Raw genomic sequence first — 20,595 nt, forward strand, 5'->3', positions numbered from 1 at the left:
GTTGAATATGTGTATTATATATGATTATATCAGGCAGTTCAAAAGAAAGATCAGTCGTTGTTGATCACAACGCCTTTCTGAAGCATGATGTTGGCATAAAGTGCTTTCTCACTTGTGGAGATGATGCAGTATGCAGTTTTTGCTTCGTCATAGAATGCGAAACGCTCGATGTTTCCAACGGCTTTTTCGCCACGCTCGTCATGCTTGGAAACGATTTCTTTATATGTATCCCAGATCGGTGTCTCCACATTATCGCCAGGCATTACTTCCATCAGGTTTACCGGATGCTCTACATAGGTATCCAGCGGGAAGAGCTTCAGGATGGCATCCAGGATCTCCGGAACGCCATGTCCGTCACAACGGATGGTGATGGCATTTTTTCCCATGGATTCTACAGGGAAGTTTCCGTCAGCGATAACAAGACGGTCACTGTGTCCCATCTCACATAAAACCTTCAGTAATTCTGGTGATAAGATTTCTGGAATTCCTTTTAACATAGTTCATATCCTCCTAAGATCATTGTGTACTTATAGTATTTTCGGAAATTACAGCATCAGGCTCAGGTGATCAGAACAGGATACATGGATTTCCGAAACTGTTATGACGCCGGTAGTATCAGACAGACCTGCCCGGCCACAGGCTTTAGAACTCTTATTAATTAATCTAACGGTATTTGGTCTCCTTTTCAAGGGAATATTTTCCTGTAAATGATGAAAATTTTATGGTTGACAGAAAACGTATGGAGCGCTATGATGAACTCAAACGGAAACGTTTCGGTTTCTGAACCAAATGAGGAAATAATACAAAACAAACACAATGATTCCAAGGAGGAGAAGATTATGCCACTGGTTACATCGAAGGAAATGCTGTTAAAGGCACAGAAGGGCGGATATGCAGTAGGAGCATTCAACGCAGAGAATATGGAGATGGTGAAGGCGATCATCCAGGCAGCTGAGGAGCTGAAAGCACCGGTTATGATCCAGACAACACCTTCTACTGTTAAATATGGTACGGTTGAGACTTACGCTGCGATCGTAGCAGCAGAGGCAGCCAAGGCTTCCGTTCCGGTATGCCTTCATCTTGACCACGGCAGCAGCTTTGAGCTTGCGATGCAGGCAATGCATGCAGGCTATACCTCTGTGATGATCGATGGTTCCAAGCTGGATTTTGAGGATAATATCAGAGAGACCAGGAGAGTTGCGGATGTGGCAGCAGCCCTGGATATCCCATGTGAGGCTGAGCTCGGTAAGGTCGGTGGTAAAGAGGATGATCTTGAGGCTGAGGCAGACACTAACACCGACCCGCAGGAGGCGAAGGAATTCGTGGAGCGTACAGGTGTTACTTCACTGGCAGTTGCCATCGGAACCGCACATGGTTTCTATGTGGGAACACCGGTTCTTGACAAGGAACGCTTAAGCGAGATCCGCGAAGTCGTAGATATCCCCCTTGTTCTTCACGGGGCATCCGGACTCAGTGATGAGGATGTCAGCGACTGTGTAAAACGTGGTATCTGCAAGGTTAACTTTGCAACAGAGCTTCGTGCTGCATATTCCAGGGCAGTGAAGGAGACCTTTGCAGAGAATGAGAACACCATCGACCCGAAAGCCTACGGAAAGAAAGCGATCCAGGCAGTGAAGGAGCTGGTTGAGGCGCGTATGAAGGTTTGCGGCTGTGATGGAAAGGCAGAATGATCTTCTGTAAAAAAGCAGAAACGGAGTGATCTGTATGGCAGCAACCATGAAAGATATTGCCAGGCGGACCGGACTTGGGCTCGCAACGATTTCTTCTTATTTTAACGGCGGAAACGTAAGAGAAAAAAACAGAATAAAGATCGAGGAGGCCATTCAGGAGCTGCATTATGAGGTCAATGAGGTGGCCAGAGGGCTTAAGACTAATGCTACCAAGACCATCGGCGTGGTGATCCCGGAGCTTAACAATACCTTTTGCGCGGAGATCATCACAGGAATGGAGGATGTCTTAAGGAGTCACGGATATGCGACTATTGTCTGTGACTGCCGTACCGATAAGAGACTGGAGCGGGATGCAGTGGAGTTTTTAAGCCGGAAGCGTGTGGACGGGATCATCAGCATGCCGGTGGATGCGGAAGGCAATCATCTGAAAAAATTCCAGAAAACCGGAAAGCCCATCGTACTCATTGACCGCAGGATCAGGGAGCTTTCCTGTGACAGTGTTCTTGTAGACAACGAGAAGGCGGCTGAGGACGCAATGAGAGTTTTTTTTCAGGCAGGACACCGTAAGATCGGGATCATTGGCGGACCGGAGGAAATTTCCACAGCTCAGGAACGTCTCCAGGGGTACCGCAATGCATACGAAAAAGAAAATATACCGGTACGGGAATCTCTGATCTATCACGGCGATTATACCATTCAGGGCGGTGTGCAGGGAATAGAGAAGCTTGTTGCGGACAATCCGGATATGACGGCTGTGTTTGTTACCAACTATGAGATGACCATGGGGGCGGTGATCGGGATGAATGAGCTGGGTCTTAAGATCCCGGAACAGCTGTCTATGATCGGTTTTGACAATCTGCAGTTTGCCAGAGCATGCAATCCCAAGCTTACCATTGTGGCACAGCCTACACAGGGGATTGCCGGAGAAGTGGCGGGAATCATGCTGAAACGGCTGGAAGGGGCTGCAAGTGAAGAAACAGAACCGATCACGGAGAAGCTTGGCGCAGAGATCATCATGGGAAAATCCGTCTGTGTGCTGGACGAGAAGGAGAAGCTATAATGAAACCATATTTATTAGGTATTGATATCGGAACCAGTGCCTGTAAGGTTGCGGTTTTTGAAAAATCGGGAACGGTTGTGGCTGCGGCCAACGGCGATTATCCAGTTTACTATCCGAAGGAGGGCTGGGCAGAACAGAATCCGGAAGAATGGTGGAGTGCTGTTTGTCAGGCGGTAAAGAAGGCCATCCAAAAAGCGGGGATAGCACCTGAGGAGATCGCAGGCATCGGTATTGACGGCCAGAGCTGGTCAGCCATTGCCATGGATAAGGACGGAAATGTACTGACAAACACTCCGATCTGGATGGATACCAGAGCACAGTCTATCTGTGACAGATTGAATGAAGAGATCGGGGCAGAGCAGATTTTTGAAGTATCCGGTAATTCCCTTCAGCCGTCCTACACAACTGCAAAGATCCTCTGGTATAAAGAAAATCTCCCGGAGGTATACCAAAGGATCCACAAGATCCTGCAGTCTAACAGCTACATTGCATATAAGCTGACGGGTGTGATGAGCCAGGATGTTTCCCAGGGCTATGGCCTGCATTGCTTTGACATGAGAAAAGCAGCCTGGGATGAGGATATGTGCAGAAAGCTTGGGATTCCCATGGAATTTCTTCCTGAGATCTGTGCCTGTGATCATGTTGTGGGAACAGTTACAGAGAAGGCGGCGGAGGAATCCGGCCTTGCTGTGGGAACACCGGTTGTTGCCGGTGGTCTGGATGCGGCATGCGGAACACTGGGGGCTGGAGTGATCCATCCGGGTGAGACACAGGAGCAGGGAGGACAGGCCGGCGGAATGAGCATCTGCATGGATGAGTACAAGGCAGATCCCAGACTGATCCTTGGCTATCACGTGGTTCCGGGACAGTGGCTCCTTCAGGGAGGAACCACCGGAGGTGGTGGTGTCATGCGCTGGTTTGAACGTGAGTTTGCAGATTATGAGCGCTCTGTAGCAGGGGAAAAAGGCTCTTCTCTGAATCAGCTCAATGAGATCGCAGAAAGGGTCGCACCAGGCAGTGACGGAGTGGTATTTCTTCCATATATGTCCGGTGAGCGTTCCCCGATCTGGAATCCCAATGCGAAGGGCGTATTCTACGGACTGGATTTTGCCAAGACCAAGGGACATATGGTACGTGCCTGTATGGAAGGCGTAGCACTTTCTCTGAAACACAACCTTGAGGTGGCAAAGGAAGCGGGAGCAGATGTGGAAGTTCTCCGTGCAATGGGAGGCTCTGCAAATTCTCTTCTCTGGACACAGATCAAATCCGATATCACAGGAAAACCCATCGTAGTGCCGTCCTCTGATACGGCAACAACACTTGGTGCAGCGATTCTGGCAGGTGTTGGTGTTGGAATGTATCAGGATTATGATGAGGCCATCCGTCTTACGGTAAAGGAAACAAGAAGACATGAACCGAACCCGGAAAACCGGGACGTTTATGAGAAAACCTATAAAACCTATTTAAATCTCTATAAATCTCTTGAACCTATGATGAGAAATGAGGAGGAAAAGTGATCATGAAAGCAGCAGTAGTAGTAGCAAATGAGGATGTTCAGTATCAGGAAGTGGAAGAACCTCAGGTAACACCAGGCCATGTGAAGATCAAGGTAAGATATTCCGGGATTTGCGGGTCTGATATCCCACGTGTATTAAATCACGGCGTACATTTTTATCCCATCGTGCTCGGACATGAATTTTCCGGCGATGTGGTGGAAGTGGGAGAAGGCGTTACCAAGGTGAAGGTCGGTGACCGTGTATCCGGTGCGCCACTTCTTCCCTGTATGAAATGTGACGACTGCCAGAAGGGTAATTTCTCTCTCTGCAAGCATTACAGCTTCATCGGTTCCAGAGAACAGGGAGCAAACGCAGATTATGTAGTGGTTCCTGAGCAGAATGCAGTACCATTCGCAGACAATGTTCCATATGAGCAGGGAGCCATGTTTGAACCTGCAACCGTAGCTATCCACGGTGTATTCCAGAATGATTACCACGGCGGTGAGTATGTGGCGATCCTTGGCGGCGGTACGGTTGGTATGTTCACCATGCAGTGGACAAAGATCTTCGGCTCCAAGAAGGTAGTGGTCTTTGATATCAGCGATGAGAGACTTGCGCTTGCAAAGCGTCTCGGCGCAGATGAGATCATCAACACAAAGGAAGATGGATATATGGAAAAAGCCATGGCTATCACAGGCGGCAAGGGATACGGCTTCGTATTCGAGACAGCCGGACAGGTTCCGACCATGCACATGGCATTCGAGCTTGCAGCAAACAAAGCACATGTATGCTTCATCGGTACTCCTCATGAGAACCTTACTTTCACACCGAAGCAGTGGGAGAACATGAACCGTAAGGAGTTCAAGCTTACCGGTTCCTGGATGTCCTACAGTGCACCATATCCGGGACGTGAGTGGGATCTGACTGCTCATTATTTTGCAACCGGTCAGCTGAAGTTTGACCCGGGCTTCATTTATAAGAAAATCCCGATGAGTCAGGCACAGGAGGCCTTCCAGCTGTTCAAGACACCGGGCCTTGTAAAAGGAAAGATCCTTCTTTCCAATGAGGAAGACTGATATGATCCTGACAGTAACCTTAAACGCTGCCATTGACAAGCGTTATGTAGTGGATGATTTTAAGGTGGGCGAAGTGAACCGGGTGCGTGAATGTACCTATGTTCCCGGCGGAAAGGGACTGAATGTTTCCAAGCCGGCGTCCATTTACGGTGCTGAAGTGGTTGCCACCGGCTTTGTAGGCGGCCACGCAGGCAATTATATAGAAGCTGCCCTGAAGCCTTTTGGCATTAAGAGTGCTTTTTACCATGTAGAGGCGGAGAGCCGCTCCTGTATCAACATCTGGGATGAGGTGAATCATGTACAGACCGAATTCCTGGAGCCGGGATTTACACTGACAGAGGCAGATTTTGATGGCTTTGAGAAAAAATTCCGCCAGCTTGTAAAAGACGCTTCTGTTGTGGCAATGTCCGGCAGCGTGCCGAAGGGACTTGACGGGAGTGCCTACCAGCGCCTCGTGAAGATTGTGAAAGACGCTGGAAAACCGGTGATCCTGGATACCAGCGGCAAGCTTCTGGAAGAGGGGATCAAGGCAGCACCGACACTGATCAAGCCTAACATTGATGAGATCCGTATGCTGACAGGCAAGCATTGTGACGATATCAACGATATCATTGAAGCAGCGAAAGCCATCCATGCCGGTGGTGTGGAGATCGTGGCGGTCTCGCTTGGAGCAGATGGTTCCCTGGCAGTCGGAGAGGAAGGGATTTTCCGTGCGGTGGTTCCGAAGATCGATGCGGTAAATACCGTAGGCTGCGGAGATTCCATGATCGCAGGCTTTGCCCTTGGATTAAGTGAGGGACTTTCCTTGGAAGAGACTCTGCAAAGAGCCAGTGCGATCTCAGCGGCGGCAGCCATGCGCGAGGAAACGGGCTTCTTTGTGATGGAGGATATGGAGGCTCTTCTTCCGAAGATCGAGATCAGGCGTTTATAAGATAAGCTTATAATAAGAAAATTTTTATAAAAAAGGAGATGTAAAGATGGCAGAAGTTATCAATCCGGCAATTGTGCCGAAAGTGACACTTCCTTCCGGCGAGCAGGTTCCGTGTGTTGGAATGGGAACATTCGGTTCCGACCGTGTATCCGCAGAGGATGTATCTGCAGCTGTTGCAGGCGCGATCCGCAGTGGCTACCGTATGTTTGACTGTGCCGCATGCTACGGAAACGAGCATGAGATCGGCCAGGTATTTAAGGAAGCTTTTGACGAAGGTGTTGTAGAGCGTAAGGATCTTTTTATCATGACAAAGGTATGGAATGACATGCACAGAAGAGTAGAGGAAGCCTGTGATAAGAGCATTAAGGATCTTCAGTGCGATTATGTGGATATGTATTTCATCCACTGGCCATTCCCGAACTATCATGCACCAGGATGTGATGTGGATTCCAGAAATCCGGATTCCAAACCCTTCAGTGTGGAGGAGTTTATGGATACATACCGCCAGTGTGAGGCGTTGGTAGAAAAAGGAAAGATCCGTTATATCGGTATTTCCAATATGACCATTCCGAAGCTTGAGGCAGTTCTTCCGCTTATGAAGATCAAACCTGCAACCTGTGAGCTTGAGCTTCATGTATGCTTCCAGCAGCAGGAGCTTTATGATTATCTGGTAGAGCATAACATCCAGCCGGTAGGCTATATGCCGATCGGTTCTCCACGCAGACCGGAGAGAGATATCTGCCCGGAGGATGTTGCGGATCTGGAGGTTCCGGAGATGCAGGCAATCGCAAAGGCACATGGGGTTCATCCGGCTCTGATCGCTCTGAAGTGGGCACATCAGAGAGGCGAGATCTCCATTCCGTTCTCTGTGCACAACTATGCAAGCAACCTGAAATGTGTCACAGAGGATCCCCTTACAGAGAAAGAAATGGCAACCATCGCAACTCTGGAAAAAGGCAACCGTCTTGTAAAAGGCCAGGTATTCCTGTGGCATGGTGCAAATGACTGGCATGACCTCTGGGATGAGGATGGCGTTATCGTAAAATAATAAAAATATGCAGGAAAATCCCGTGTCCCATATGTTGGATGCGGGATTTCTTTGTATTTAATTTGGACTAAGAAACTCCGTTGTAAATTTTAACCAAACATGTTAACATATAAAAAGAATTAACAGTTATTGTTCACAGAAAGGACAGTAATCTTACCAATGAAAATGACAGAGACGGGGGGAAGGATCTGTCAGGGGGATGTGCAATAAAAACAACAGAAACTGATCAGAGGGGGACAACAGAAATTATGTATCGTATTTTACTGGTAGATGATGAGATACTTGTTCGAGATGCGATCCGGGAGAATATTGACTGGAAAGCAATGGACTGTGAGCTGGTAGGAGACTGTGATAACGGGAAAGCAGCAGCGGAATTTGTACAGAACCATCCGGTGGATATCGTGCTTACAGATATCCTTATGCCATATATGGATGGTATGGAACTGAGCCGTTTTCTCCATGATAATTATCCGGACATCGTGATCGTGATCTTCAGCGGATTCGGAGAATTCGAGTATGCCAAGAAGGCGATCCAGTATGGTGTCAGTGAATATATGCTGAAGCCGGTGACCGCCATGGAACTCAGAAATGTTATCGGAAAAATGAAGGAGAAGGTGGACCAGCAAAGAAAAGAAAAAGAGAAGCTGGAACGTCTGACACAGACTTCCGAGAATTATCAGAAAAACGCCATTGTGATCCGTTCCAGAGCGCTGCAGGGCTTTGTGGATAATATCAAGACACGGCAGGAAAGTCTGGAAGAGCTTGCAGCATTAGGAATCGATCTTGAGGCAGCATGCTATCGTGTGGCTGTTTTTGATCTGGATCTGTATTCGGACAGCAGTCAGCTTACTGCGGAGAAACGCCAGGAGAGCGCACTGATGTCTTTTGTTCTTTTTAATATCAGTGATGAGATCATCAGCAAGGAAAAAGCAGGAGTGGCATATCAGGCCGGAAATAACAAGGTCGGTGCTCTTTTCATGGGAAACCGTACCAGAGAGTTTGAACAGAAGATCATGGAGATCTGCAGGACGATTCAGGATAAGCTGAAGGAACTGATGTCGCTGGATATTTCTATCGGTGTGGGAAGCTGGGCCAGAACTCAGCAGGAGCTTCGTGTATCCCATGAACTTGCTGAGAAAGCTATTGAATATCGTTATCTTCTTGGCGGAAGCCTTCTTATTGATATGGAAGAACAGCCGGAGGAAAAAAATCTTTCCATTAAAGATTATGTAGAGAAGCTGGTAGCTGCTCTGAAAGCGGATAAAAAGGAAAACGCAGAGCATATTCTGGAACAGATCTCTTCTGAGATCAAGGAAGCGCGGGTGGATAAGAGTCGTGCCTGCGTGTATCTTCAGCAGATCATCCGTGCAGCAGATGAAACCTGTGAGGATATGGTTCCGGACAACAGGCTTTTTTCCAAAAGAGAAGCACTTCTGCAGCAGGTTACGGAGCAGAATTCTTTTGACAGTGCTGTTGAACTGGTCAGGAATCATATCGGAGAGATTTTCCAGACACTTTCCGATGCAAACAGCTCCAGCGGACAGCGTCAGGCCAGACTTGCCCTGGATTATATCCAGAAGAATTATATGGATCCGGATTTAAGCCTGAACAGTATCTGTTCCTATCTGAATATTAGTACAAGCTATTTCAGTACGATCTTTAAGGATCTTACGGGAGAGACTTTTACAGAAGTTCTGATCCGTACCCGCATGGAGAAGGCGAAGGAACTTCTGGAGAATACAACTATGAAGAATTATGAAATTGCCGAGAAAGTCGGATTTGCAGATCCCCATTATTTTGGGATCTCCTTCAAAAAAATGACCGGCTGCACACCAACAGAATATGCAAGGGAGAAACGTAAATGAGAGATATCCGGTTTGCGGCAAAGATCATAGGAAAATTTAAGAGTATCCAGAGTGCGATCTTTGCGGTAGTGACGGTGCTGCTTTTAAGTGCGGTGCTGGTCATAACAGGTGTTTCCATGAGATATACCCGCAATTCTATTTTTGAAAATTCTGCTGTCTACACCCAGAATATCGTGCAGCAGATGAATCAGAATATTGATTCCTATATTGATTACATGGAAAATATAGCCTATATGATCTCCAGTAACGAGGATGTACAGCAATATCTTTTTGGTGAAAATGTGGACAATGGAACAAGAGAGCGTCTGATCAATCAGTTCAAGACTATTCTGGATGGACGAAGTGATATCCGAAATCTTGGAATCATTGGAAGTAATGGACGGAAGCTGATCAACGACGGCAAGCAGTCTGTGAATCCGGATCTGAAGCTTTCCACCCAGGAATGGTATCTGGAAGCTTTACAGAAGCCGGAAGGCCCGCTTCTTACATCTTCTCATGTACAGCACATCATCAGCGGAGAGCGTCCGTGGGTGATCACTTTAAGCAGGGGAATCCGTAATTTTTCCAACAGTGGTGAGAAAGAGGGAGTCTTTTTTATTGATCTGAATTATAGTGCCATCAGTGAACTTTGTGATCAGAATACGATCGGGAAAAAGGGATACGCATTCATTTTGGATGAAAGCGGAAATATTGTATACCATCCCCAACAGCAGCAGCTTTACAATGAATTACAGACTGAGAATATCGACCTGATCGTGAAATCAAAAGAAGATACGGTGCGTACCGAAAAGGGAAACAGAGGAAAGCTGTATTCCATTTCCAGATCAAATAAAACCGGATGGACAGTTGTGGGCTGTATGAGCGTCAGCGAGCTTCTGCGCAAAAGCAATCAGGCACAGAGTATTTATGTGCTTATTTCCGCACTTCTGATGATCGTGGCACTGCTTTTTTCCAGATTTCTGGCAAAGAGTCTTACATATCCTCTTCAGCGTCTCAGAGATTCCATGTCCAGAGTACAGGAAGGGCATTTTGACGGAGCAGATGTGGAGATCGATTCAGAGAATGAGATCGGAAGCCTGACGAAATCTTTCAATGTGATGACACATAGGATACAGGATCTTATGGAGCAGAACGTGAAGGAACAGGAAGCAAAGAGAAAAAGTGAGCTTAAGGCCCTTCAGTCCCAGATCAATCCTCATTTTCTCTACAATACCCTGGATTCGATCATCTGGATGGCAGAGGGCAGAAAGTACGAAGAGGTTGTTCTGATGACAGCATCCCTGGCGCGTCTTCTTCGTCAGAGCATCAGTAATGAAGATGAAGTGGTTCCTCTTGCAAGGGAAGTGGAGTATGCCAAGGGTTATCTTACGATCCAGAAGATGCGTTACAAGGACAAGCTGGAATTCGAGATTGATGTAGAACCTTCTATATTAAATATCCCTCTGATCAAGCTGGTTCTCCAGCCGATCATTGAAAATGCCATCTATCATGGACTGAAATATAAAGAGAGTAAGGGACTTTTGCAGGTAAAAGGCTTTATGAAGGACGGAAATGCAGTTCTTCAGGTGATCGACAATGGTGTAGGTATGGATGAGGAAACATTGTCACATATTTATGATAAGCATAAGGTGAATTATCATTCCAATGGTGTGGGTGTTTACAATGTACAAAAACGTCTGAAGCTTTATTATGGAGAAAATTACGGGATCACCTATGAAAGTGAAAAAGGTGTCGGAACCACTGCCACGATTACCATTCCGGGAATACAGGAGGAATCAATATGAAAAAACATAGAAAACTCCTGACTTTAGGAGTGGTCATCTGCCTTGTGGCGGGGCTTGTAGCCGGAATATTCTATTATAAACAGGTAGAAGAAGAGAGAAAACTATCGTTGATCTATATTCCGAAGGTTGTGGACGGTACCAACGATTTCTGGACATCACTGATCCAGGGGACGGAGATGGCTGCAAAGGAATATAATGCAGATATCCGCGTATGGGCACCTGAGGAAGAAAATGATGTGGATGGTCAGAACAAGCTGATCGAAAGGGCAATAGAAGAAAAACCGGATGCGATCCTGATCTCGCCGTCCAGCTTCACTGAATCTGACCAGCTTTTGAAGAAGGCAAAGGAACAGGGAATACATATTTCATTTATTGATTCCTACACACAGGAAGAGGTTCAGGACCTTACCGTTGCGACCGATAATCTGGAAGCAGGGCAGATCCTTGGCAGGTTTGCGAAGGATCTTGTGGGAGCGGATGATCAGATCGCGATCGTTTCACATGTAAAGGGTGTATCTACGGCAGTTGAAAGAGAAAAAGGTTTCCGGACAGGACTTGGCAGTCGGAAGGATAATATCGTGGATGTGGTATACTGTGATTCTCAGTATGACAAGTCCTATGAGCTTACAAAAGAGCTGATGAAAAAATATCCGGATCTCAAGATGATCGCGGGGATGAATGAATATTCCTCTGTAGGTGCTGCAAGAGCAGTAAAGGCAGCAAAAGCAGAGAACCGGATTAGGGTGGTGGGAGTAGACAGCTCACAGGAGGCCGTTCAGCTGATGGAACACGGAATCTTCCAGGGAATCGTTGTACAGAAGGCATTTAAAATGGGGTATGTGGGTGTTCGGGAAACAGTTAAGATGCTGCGTGGAGAAAACTATAAAAAGAATATTAATTCCGGGTGCCAGCTGGTAACTCCTGACAATATGTATACCAGTGAGATCGAAAAACTGCTTTTCCCGTTTAATACGTTAAAAACATATGGTGATCTTACACCGTAAATAGTCATAAATGCACAAAGAAAAGGGTTAAATATTTACAGTACAGTAAATATTTAACCTTTTTTTGAAAGATATTCTATTACAATTATTGATTTTTGACGGTATTATAATAACCAAGAAAACACAAGATACGTGCAAAACGTGAGGAGGGTAAAAATTGGAAAAGTTAAAACAAAATCCAATCGTTAAGAAGCTCGGATTGAACAGAATACTTCTTGTCTGTGTTCTGATTCTTATGTTCCTGGTTTTTAAAGTAGTTCTTGGAAACAAGTTTCCGGCTGTTGACAGTATCAAGTCTACTTTGAACTATGTGTACTTCCTGGGCTTTTTGTCACTTGGCGTTACATTCGTAATCGCTACAGGAGGAATTGATTTCTCCATCGGACCTGTAATGTTCTGCTGTGCACTGGTATCCGGTTACTGCATGACATCCTACAAGGTTCCATGTGCAGTTGCCATGATCCTTTGCATTCTGATCGGCCTCTGCTTTGGTATTTTTAATGGCTGGATGGTTTCTTACATGTCAGTACCGCCATTCATTATTTCCATGGCATCCATGAACATTGCAAAAGGTATTGCTTCGGTATTCACAAAAACACAGTCCGTAAGCTGGCCGGCAGCCAGTGAGGCAAACGGCTGGTTCCGTAATATCGTTTCCGCAAACGGCTTCCCTGTAGGAATTATTATCTTCCTGGGAATGGCAGTTATCTGCGGTATCGTTCTTTACAACACAAAGCCGGGACGTTACATCCTCTGCCTTGGTTCCAACAAAGAGGCTGTCCGTCTTTCTGGTGTTAACACAAAGAAATGGGAAATGCTTGCTTATGTGATCTGCGGATTCCTGGTAGGTATTGGAGCACTCTTCTTTGTAGCTACATACACAACTGTTCAGCCTGGTTATGGCGATCAGTACAACAACGAGGCTATTGCAGGCTGCGTTATGGGTGGTACATCCATGGTTGGTGGACTTGCTTCCATCGGCGGTACTGTAATCGGCGTATTTATCATCTCTCTTCTTCAGCAGGGCATCATGGCATTTGGCCTTGGTAAAGGACAGCAGATGATCATCACAGGTATCATCGTTATCGTTGCAGTTTATATCGACGTTTCTGCAAGACGCAGAAAGAACTGATCTTAGAGGGAGGATGCGACAATGGGTGAAGTTATTTTAACTATGAAGGACATTGATAAGTCCTTTCCTGGAGTTCATGCTCTGGATCACGTTAATTTCGAAGTAAAACGCGGCGAAGTACATGCACTTATGGGAGAAAACGGTGCCGGTAAATCAACACTGATGAAGGTTCTTACCGGTATTTATCAGAAGGATTCAGGTTCCATCGTTTACAAAGGACAGGAAACAGAATTCCACAATACACGTGAGGCACAGGATGCCGGCGTTGTAATCGTACATCAGGAGCTGAACATGGTAGGTGATCTTACCGTTGCTCAGAACATCTTTATCGGACGTGAGCCGAAAAAAGGCTTCCGTATCGATGATAAGAAAATGATCGAGGATTCCAAGAAACTTTTCCAGGATCTGAACATCGATATCAATCCAAGAGAAAAAATGCGTAATCTGACAGTAGGAAAACAGCAGATGTGTGAGATTGCAAAAGCGATTTCTCATAAGGCTGAGGTCATCATTTTTGATGAGCCTTCCGCAGCACTGACAGAGAAAGAGATCGCGGACCTGTTCGAGATCATCCGTGACCTTCGTAAGAAGAATCTTGGTATTGTGTATATCTCACACCGTATGGATGAGATCAAAACCATCACAGACCGTGTAACAGTCATGCGAGATGGTGGTTACGTAGGAACCCTCATCACAAAAGACAGTACAAAAGAAGATATCATCAACATGATGGTTGGTCGTGTTATCTATGAGGATCCGAAGCAGGAGAGTGCAGTTCCGGCAGATGCACCGGTAGTCCTGAAAGTTGAGCATCTGAACGCAGGAAAGATGGTTCAGGATGTAAGCTTTGAGCTGAGAAAAGGTGAGATCCTTGGTTTCTCAGGACTGATGGGCGCCGGACGTACCGAGACAGCCAGAGCACTGTTCGGAGCAGACCCGAAACAGAGTGGTAAGATCTCTGTTATGGGTAAAGATGGACAGCTTCACGAAGTTACCATCAACAGCCCGCAGGATGCTGTTAAATACGGTATCGGTTATCTGTCAGAGGACAGAAGAAGATACGGCTGTGTTGTACAGAAATCTGTAACAGAGAATACAACACTGGCAACAATGGAAGAGTTTACCAATGGTATCTTTATCAACAAAGCAAAAGAGAAAAAAGTTGCTGAGAAATATGTAAACGAACTTGCAACTAAGACACCTACTACAGACCAGCTGGTAGTTAACCTTTCCGGTGGTAACCAGCAGAAGGTAGTTATCGCAAAATGGCTGACACGAGACAGTGACATCCTTATTTTCGATGAGCCGACAAGAGGTATCGATGTTGGTGCTAAAAACGAAATCTACAAATTAATGAACAGACTGGCAGCAGAAGGCAAATCCATTATCATGATTTCTTCTGAGATGACAGAAGTTCTCCGAATGAGTGACCGTATCATCATCATGTGTGAGGGTAAAGTTACCGGATGTATTGATATCTCCGAGGCAACCCAGGAAAACATCATGGACAAGGCCACACGGAATATCAATTAAGGAGGAAAGTCATGACTAAGAAGAAAAAAAGTATTTTAAGTGATCAGAGATTTATTGTTTTGCTCGTTATCATTGTCCTGTGTGCAATATTCTCAGGCTTGAGTAAAGAATTCAGACAGTACACCACGATCCTGAGTATGCTGGATTTCTCATATTACGATCTTCTTATGGCGATCGGAGTTACATTCCCGCTTATCACTGGTGGTGTTGACCTGTCAATCGGAACTGGTATGGTAGCATACGCACTGATCGCCGGAACACTGATCAGAAACAACAATTGCCCGGTAGCTCTGGCAATGCTGATCTGTATTGTTCTTGGTATCGCAGTCGGTGCACTGAACGGTGTACTGATCGGTGTTATGAACCTGCCGCCATTTTTGGCAACACTTTGTACCTGTATGATTACCCGTGGTGCCGGCTCTCTTTGCAGCGCAACACCATGGCCGGGACTTACACAGCCGGGCGGATGGTTCCATACCATCTTCAAGGTAACAGTTGGTACAGGAAGAAGTGCTTCACGTTATCCGCTCGGTTTCCTGTGGATGATCATTCTGGTTCTTCTTATGGAGTACATCCTGAACCACACCAAATTCGGTCGTTACACAATTGCAATCGGTTCCAACAAAGAGGCAGCAGCCCTTTCTGGAATCAATACAAAGTTCTATCACGTAATGGTATACGTTGTCTGCGGTCTGTTTACAGGTCTTGCAGCAATCGCATACGCAGCAGTAACACCTACTGTACAGCCTGGTACTGGTGCCGGACTTGAGATGGATGCTATCGGTGGTGTATTCGTTGGTGGTGTAGCAGCTACCGGTGGATATGGTTCCGTGATCGGTACATTCGTTGGTATCTTCGTCATCATGCTTCTGAAAACAGGTCTTCCATATATCGGCCTGCAGGCAAACTGGCAGCAGATCATCACTGGTATCGTTCTGATCGTAGCCGTTCTGATCGATATCCTGAAAGAGAAAAAAGCAGCACACTGATATTAAGAAGTGTGTATAATAAGTAAGGGTGCTGTTTACAGAGAAATGTGAACAGCACCCGATAATCAAAGATGTGAAACGCCAAGGGGTAGCAACGGCGTATGAACATAAAAAACTATATAATATATTTTAAGGAGGAAATATTATATGAAAGCAAAAAAGGTTATGGCATTAATGCTCTGTGCAGCAATGGTAACAAGCATGAGCGCAACAGCAGCTTTTGCAGCTGAGGAGAAAGAAGATGCAGCAACAGAGGAATCCGCAGATTCCACAGCAGCTGAGGATCCTACCGCACAGTTCGACGGACTGAAAGCAAACGAAGCTTATGAGTTCCCGATGATGGTTAAATCTTTCCAGTCTACATACTGGGATGCAGCTCAGGAAGGTATGAAGAAAGCATCTGAGGAGCTGGGCGTTACTTATAAAGCACAGGGACCGAACAGTGAGTCCGATATCGCTGACCAGGTTAACATGATCAACACAGCTATCGGCTCCAATCCTGTTGGATTAGGACTTGCAGCTTGCGATACATCTTCTGTTCAGGATGCTCTTAAGACATGTGCAGAAAAAGGTATCCCGGTTGTAACTTTCGATACAGGTATCGCTGATGCTCCGGAAGGATCTGTAGTATGCGAGGTTTGTACAGACAACGCACAGGCTGGTGCAGTAGCAGCTGAGAATATGTACAACTCCATTAAAGACGTTGTTAAAGATGCTGACGGACAGGTTATCATCGGTGAGGTTAACCAGGATGCAACAGCTCAGAACATTCAGCAGCGTGGTACTGGATTCATCAACAAGATGATCGAGCTTCTTCAGGCTGATGGCAAGACTGTAGCAGTAAGCGGTAACGAGTTCTATGTTAACGCAGCAGAGGGTGCTGATGCTGATGCTAAAGACGCAGACGTTGTTATCCAGGTAGCTGTTCCGGCACAGACAACTGTAGAGCTTTGCTCCACAGAGGCTCAGGCAATCCTTTCCCAGGAGAACTGTATCGCAGTATTCGGTTCCAACCAGGTTTCTGCAGAGGGTGTTCTTGCAGCAAATGCTAACCTTAACGTTCTTGGTTCTGACCCGGCAAACGGTGATGTAGTTGGTGTTGGTTTCGATGCTGGTTCTATCATCAAAGCAGCTGTTAAAGATGGCACATTCATTGGTGCTGTTACACAGTCTCCTCTTATGATGGGATACTATGCAATCTACGCTCTGACAGCAGCAGCAAACGGCCAGGAGCTTGAGGATGTTCCTACAGACGGTTACTGGTATGATGCAACAAATATGGAAGACGAGGATATCGCTCCTAACCTTTATGACTAATCAAATCATATAATTGATAAGATCGTGAAGTTATAATGAACGCGGATTGCGTTCGGACGTATGAAATAAGAAATCCGCTGGCTGATTCAGTCAGCGGATTTTTTAAACAAATAATGTAGTAGTTCATAAATAATCGCTGTATTATTGGCAAATAAAGACACTTTTTTTGACAAAAGAGGTTCTTATCACCGGAAGGATCCTGATGTATGATAAATACAACATCAGATATGAAAGTGATCAGAAGCTTACATATTGAGGAGGATTTAAAAATGGCAACATATTATTTAGCAGTAGATATCGGAGCATCCAGTGGACGTCACATTCTGGGACATATGGAAAACGGAAAAATGATCCTGGAAGAAATCTATCGTTTTGAGAACGGCATGGTTAAGAAGGATGGAGAGCTCTGCTGGGAGTTTGACCGCCTTTTCAACGAGATCGTAAATGGTCTTAAGAAATGTAAAGAGATCGGCAAGATCCCGGTAAGCATGGGTGTTGATACCTGGGGTGTTGACTTCGTACTTCTTGACAAGGATGACAAGGTTCTTGGCAACACGGTAGGCTACCGTGATCATCGTACAGAGGGAATGGACGAGGAAGTTTATAAGACAATTTCCCTGAAGGATCTGTATGCAAGAACCGGTATCCAGAAAGCAATCTACAATACAGTATATCAGCTGATGGCAGTGAAGAAGAAACATCCTGAGTATCTGGAGCAGGCTGAGACACTTCTTCATGTACCGGACTACTTCCATTTTCTTCTTACAGGCGAAAAAACTTGCGAGTACACAGAGGCAACCACAGGACAGCTTGTATGCCCGACAACCAAGGACTGGGATTATGAGCTGATCGATATGCTGGGATATCCAAGAAAGATATTCCAGAAGCTGATCATGCCTAGCACAAGCATCGGACATTTAACAGACGCAGTGAAGGAAGCAGTTGGCTTTGATCTTGAGGTTGTAGCACCGGCTACACATGATACAGGGTCTGCAGTTCTGGCTGTGCCTGCAAATGATGACGATTTCATTTATATCAGTTCCGGAACATGGTCTCTGATGGGAATCGAGAGAAAAGAAGCAGACTGCTCTGAGAAGAGCTGTGAGATGAACTTCACAAACGAGGGTGGATATGCAGGACGTTTCCGTTATCTGAAGAACATCATGGGTCTCTGGATGATCCAGTCTGTACGTCATGAGTTTGATGATGCGTACAGCTTTGCACAGATCTGCGAGATGGCTGAGGAGGCAAAAGACTTCCCGTCAAGAGTAAACGCAAACGATGAGTGCTTCCTTTCTCCTGAGAACATGACAAAAGAGGTTCAGGACTACTGCCGCAGAACAGGACAGCAGGTTCCGGAAACTCTTGGCGAGATTGCAACCGTTATCTATACAAGCCTTGCAGATTGCTACGCTAAGATCGCAAAAGAAATCGAGGAGATGACAGGAAGAACCTACAGCCGTATCCATATCGTAGGCGGTGGTTCCAATGCAGGATACTTAAATGAGCTGACTGCAAAAGCTACAAAGAAAGAAATCCATGCAGGCCCTGGTGAGGCTACTGCAATCGGTAATATCACAGCACAGATGCTGAAGGCCGAGGAGTTTAAAACGATCGAGGAGGCTCGTACAACCATCCATGAGTCCTTCGGTATCAAAGTATACAAAGCATAAATAAAAATAACTGGAGGTTTTATTATGTTAGTTAACACAAAGGCAAAAGTTGGTGTATTTTCAATTGCTTTAGGCGCATATCTTCCGCAGTTTCCGTCACTGGTGCCGGAATTTGAGGCACAGTACGACGCATTCAAGAAAACGATCCCGGATACAGTAGAGATCGTTGACGGCGGAATGGTGACAACAAAAGAGCAGGCAATGGTGGCAGGAGATAAGTTCCGTGCAGCAGATGTTGACCTTGTATTTCTTCAGATGCTGACATACGCAACATCCTACAACATACTTCCGGCAATCCGTGATCTGGATGTTCCGGTTGTTCTTGTGAACGTTCAGAAGATCAAAGCGCTGGATTATGAGCACACTGACATTGCCTCCTGGCTGGGTGAAGGCTATGCATGCGGTGCTGTAGGCGAGGCAGTTGCTGACCTTGAGAGAGCAGGCAAGAGACATGCGGTTATCACAGGCGTTGTAGAAGGCGGAGATCCGTCAGTTCAGGCTGAGATCGAAGACTGGTGCAAGGCTGCTCAGGTAAGAAGAAGATTCCGTGAGACTAACATTGCACAGATCGGAAGACCATATCCGGGTATGATGGATCTGTATATTGATGAGACAAACCTCTATAACAGAATGTTCCTCTACACAAAACAGTTCGACTGGGAGAAGATGTGGGCGATCGCTGATGATATCACAGACGAGGAAGCAATCCGTGCAAAGGCACAGGATATCCTTGATACATTCGATATTGAGGGCGGCGGCACCATCGAGAAAGTATGGGATATGGCCAAATACGTTGTTGCTTTTGAGAAATGGGTAAAAGACGAGCATCTTGGAATGATCGCTTCCCATTACGACGGATTTGCACAGGGTAAAGCCGGTGTCCTTGACAGTATGCTGATCCCGGCATTCTCCATGCTGATCAAACAGGGTACTGCATGTGCGGTAGAGGGTGACATGAAGGTTGCCATGGCAATGAGTATCTTAAAGACAATTTCCGGTACAGGTCAGCTTTCTGAGATGTACTCCATCGACTTCAACGATGACATCTGCATCATCGGACATTCCGGAAGCGGTGACGCGGACATCTCTGACAAGAAGCCAACCATGAAGATCGTAAAAGTATTCCATGGCAAAACAGGCGGCGGATATCTGACACAGTTCTATCCGTACACAGGTCCGGTGACCTACCTTGCGATCACTCAGGATAAAGACGGAAACTTCAAATTCGTTGTAGCTGAGGGCGTAAACGAGGAGGGACCGATCCTTTCCTTCGGTGATACAAACATGAGAACACGCTTCACATGCGGAGCAAGAGAGTTCGTTAACCGCTGGAGCGAGGCTGGCCCGACACATCATATGGCAGCTGCTACAGGAAGACACATCGATACGATCCTGAAGGTTGCAAAAATCTTTAACGTACCGGTAGATATCGTGACAAGATAAATTCTTTCTTATGTATTCAACCTAAAACATATTCAAAAAAGGAGACTGCGCGGAGCGGTCTCCTTTTTCAGTGGGAAAATAAGATAAAAAAGATCTGCCGGAAATGCAGCAGGCAGATTCGGCAGATCAAAGCTTTGGATTTTTATTTATTTTTTATGCATAAGTGTGTGCTCCCTGGAAAGCTCATCGTGCAGCTGGATGGAAGACCAGTGCTGAGTTACCGGTGTGAGCATGGCCTTCAGTGCAACAGGCGGGATCTGGTTTTCACGGAAAAAAGCAAGAAAACCATCCATCTGTGCACTGGAAAAATCCTTCAGCACGATCATCTCATCGCTGAAATTGCTTCCCAGATTAAACTGTGAGGAGGGATGAAATCCAGGAATCTCAAAAAGATATCCCAGCGGATGAAGAAATTCCGGCGCAGTGACGATCCGTGTCTTAACCTTCTGACGGTTCAGATAGCGGCGGATCTGGCGAAGCCGTTCCGGGTCGTTAAAATTATATAAAAGAGCTTCTGGCTGTGTATTCATATAGTGTCATACCTCATTTCTGA

The 20,595-nt window shown here is 46.1% G+C and carries 17 protein-coding genes; 15 read left to right on the forward strand and 2 right to left on the reverse strand.

Features of this window, described 5'->3' with window-relative positions:
• Positions 1-50: 50 nt before the first annotated feature.
• On the reverse strand, positions 51-497 hold the full coding sequence (locus tag CCC70_RS03240; RefSeq protein WP_015527311.1) for an RbsD/FucU family protein: 447 nt from the start codon (positions 495-497) through the stop codon (positions 51-53).
• 342 nt (positions 498-839) lie between these two features.
• Here CCC70_RS03240 and CCC70_RS03245 point away from each other — a divergent pair, with 342 nt between their 5' ends.
• The 15 genes from CCC70_RS03245 (at position 840) to CCC70_RS03315 (ending at position 20,042) form a co-directional block, all read left to right on the forward strand.
• Positions 840-1,691: a class II fructose-bisphosphate aldolase gene (locus CCC70_RS03245; protein ID WP_015527310.1), complete on the forward strand. Its 852-nt coding sequence runs from the start codon at positions 840-842 to the stop codon at positions 1,689-1,691.
• 34 nt (positions 1,692-1,725) lie between these two features.
• A complete protein-coding gene (locus CCC70_RS03250) occupies positions 1,726-2,751 on the forward strand; it encodes a LacI family DNA-binding transcriptional regulator (RefSeq protein ID WP_147602915.1) in 1,026 nt (341 codons plus the stop codon).
• Positions 2,751-4,268, forward strand: coding sequence for a xylulokinase (gene xylB / locus CCC70_RS03255; protein ID WP_092068595.1), 1,518 nt, complete (start codon positions 2,751-2,753; stop codon positions 4,266-4,268). The genes CCC70_RS03250 and xylB overlap by 1 nt, the downstream gene beginning before the upstream one ends.
• A 2-nt stretch (positions 4,269-4,270) precedes the next feature.
• The gene (locus CCC70_RS03260; protein ID WP_118512858.1) at positions 4,271-5,323 is read left to right on the forward strand and encodes a galactitol-1-phosphate 5-dehydrogenase; all 1,053 of its coding nucleotides are present in this window, start codon (positions 4,271-4,273) and stop codon (positions 5,321-5,323) included.
• Position 5,324: 1 nt separating this feature from the next.
• On the forward strand, positions 5,325-6,254 hold the full coding sequence (pfkB, locus tag CCC70_RS03265) for a 1-phosphofructokinase (RefSeq protein ID WP_118753047.1): 930 nt from the start codon (positions 5,325-5,327) through the stop codon (positions 6,252-6,254).
• 46 nt (positions 6,255-6,300) lie between these two features.
• Positions 6,301-7,302 carry an aldo/keto reductase gene (locus CCC70_RS03270; RefSeq protein ID WP_287084247.1) on the forward strand — a complete coding sequence of 334 codons (1,002 nt, stop codon included), beginning with the start codon at positions 6,301-6,303 and terminating at the stop codon, positions 7,300-7,302.
• A 248-nt stretch (positions 7,303-7,550) separates the two neighbouring features.
• Entirely contained in the window at positions 7,551-9,167 is a 1,617-nt protein-coding gene (locus tag CCC70_RS03275) for a response regulator (protein ID WP_287084249.1), read from the forward strand.
• Positions 9,164-10,951, forward strand: coding sequence for a cache domain-containing sensor histidine kinase (locus CCC70_RS03280; protein ID WP_015527303.1), 1,788 nt, complete (start codon positions 9,164-9,166; stop codon positions 10,949-10,951). The genes CCC70_RS03275 and CCC70_RS03280 overlap by 4 nt, the downstream gene beginning before the upstream one ends.
• Positions 10,948-11,955: a substrate-binding domain-containing protein gene (locus CCC70_RS03285; RefSeq protein ID WP_270652488.1), complete on the forward strand. Its 1,008-nt coding sequence runs from the start codon at positions 10,948-10,950 to the stop codon at positions 11,953-11,955. The genes CCC70_RS03280 and CCC70_RS03285 overlap by 4 nt, the downstream gene beginning before the upstream one ends.
• A gap of 157 nt (positions 11,956-12,112) precedes the next feature.
• A complete protein-coding gene (locus CCC70_RS03290) occupies positions 12,113-13,087 on the forward strand; it encodes an ABC transporter permease (protein ID WP_278655019.1) in 975 nt (324 codons plus the stop codon).
• Positions 13,088-13,108: 21 nt separating this feature from the next.
• Positions 13,109-14,620 carry a sugar ABC transporter ATP-binding protein gene (locus tag CCC70_RS03295; protein WP_287084252.1) on the forward strand — a complete coding sequence of 504 codons (1,512 nt, stop codon included), beginning with the start codon at positions 13,109-13,111 and terminating at the stop codon, positions 14,618-14,620.
• An 11-nt stretch (positions 14,621-14,631) separates the two neighbouring features.
• Positions 14,632-15,609, forward strand: coding sequence for an ABC transporter permease (locus CCC70_RS03300; RefSeq protein WP_021652144.1), 978 nt, complete (start codon positions 14,632-14,634; stop codon positions 15,607-15,609).
• A 147-nt stretch (positions 15,610-15,756) separates the two neighbouring features.
• On the forward strand, positions 15,757-16,926 hold the full coding sequence (locus tag CCC70_RS03305; RefSeq protein ID WP_021652145.1) for a substrate-binding domain-containing protein: 1,170 nt from the start codon (positions 15,757-15,759) through the stop codon (positions 16,924-16,926).
• A 269-nt stretch (positions 16,927-17,195) separates the two neighbouring features.
• Positions 17,196-18,599, forward strand: coding sequence for a rhamnulokinase (rhaB, locus tag CCC70_RS03310; protein WP_015527297.1), 1,404 nt, complete (start codon positions 17,196-17,198; stop codon positions 18,597-18,599).
• A gap of 24 nt (positions 18,600-18,623) precedes the next feature.
• Positions 18,624-20,042, forward strand: a complete 1,419-nt coding sequence (locus tag CCC70_RS03315; protein ID WP_287084253.1) for an arabinose isomerase — start codon at positions 18,624-18,626, stop codon at positions 20,040-20,042.
• 146 nt (positions 20,043-20,188) lie between these two features.
• Here CCC70_RS03315 and CCC70_RS03320 read toward each other — a convergent pair whose 3' ends face one another.
• A complete protein-coding gene (locus tag CCC70_RS03320) occupies positions 20,189-20,572 on the reverse strand; it encodes a DUF3783 domain-containing protein (RefSeq protein ID WP_118753054.1) in 384 nt (127 codons plus the stop codon).
• Between the last annotated feature and the right edge of the window lie 23 nt (positions 20,573-20,595).

It is taken from the genome of Blautia sp. LMAG:89 (genome assembly GCF_008679485.1).
Taxonomy (GTDB): domain Bacteria; phylum Bacillota; class Clostridia; order Lachnospirales; family Lachnospiraceae; genus Blautia_A; species Blautia_A fusiformis.